Raw genomic sequence first — 414 nt, 5'->3', positions numbered from 1 at the left:
TCGGGCGCATCCAGGAGGTCGAGGGCGGCATCCTGTTCAACGGCGAGATGGGCTGGAGCAGCGGCAGCGACCACGCCGAATGGGCCATCCTCGGCTGCCGCCGGCAGAACGCCGAGGGCGAGCAGGTGTACTGCTTCGCCGTGCTGCCGCGCAGCGACTACGAGATTCGCGACGACTGGTACGCCGCCGGCATGAAGGGCAGCGGCACCAAGACCCTGGTGGTGAAGGACGCCTTCGTGCCCAACCACCGCATCCAGGCGGCCAAGGACATGATGGAAGGCCGCTCGGCCGGCTTCGGCCTGTACCCCTACAGCAAGATTTTCTACACCCCGTACCGCCCGTACTTCGCCAGCGGCTTCGCCTCCATCGGCCTGGGCATCGCCGAGCGCATGCTGGAAGCCTTCAAGGAGAAGA

Annotated in this window: 1 protein-coding gene; it reads left to right on the top strand. The window is 66.7% G+C overall.

What is annotated here, in order from left to right:
- The coding region (locus QSJ95_RS32560) for an acyl-CoA dehydrogenase family protein (protein ID WP_502945336.1) at window positions 1-414 on the top strand (414 nt) is incomplete at both ends.

It is taken from the genome of Pseudomonas sp. NBRC 100443 (genome assembly GCF_030268185.1).
In the GTDB taxonomy this organism is placed as follows: Bacteria; Pseudomonadota; Gammaproteobacteria; order Pseudomonadales; family Pseudomonadaceae; genus Pseudomonas; species Pseudomonas citronellolis.
Note: the sequence above shows the minus strand (reverse complement) of the source record. Positions and strands in the feature narration are given on the sequence as shown.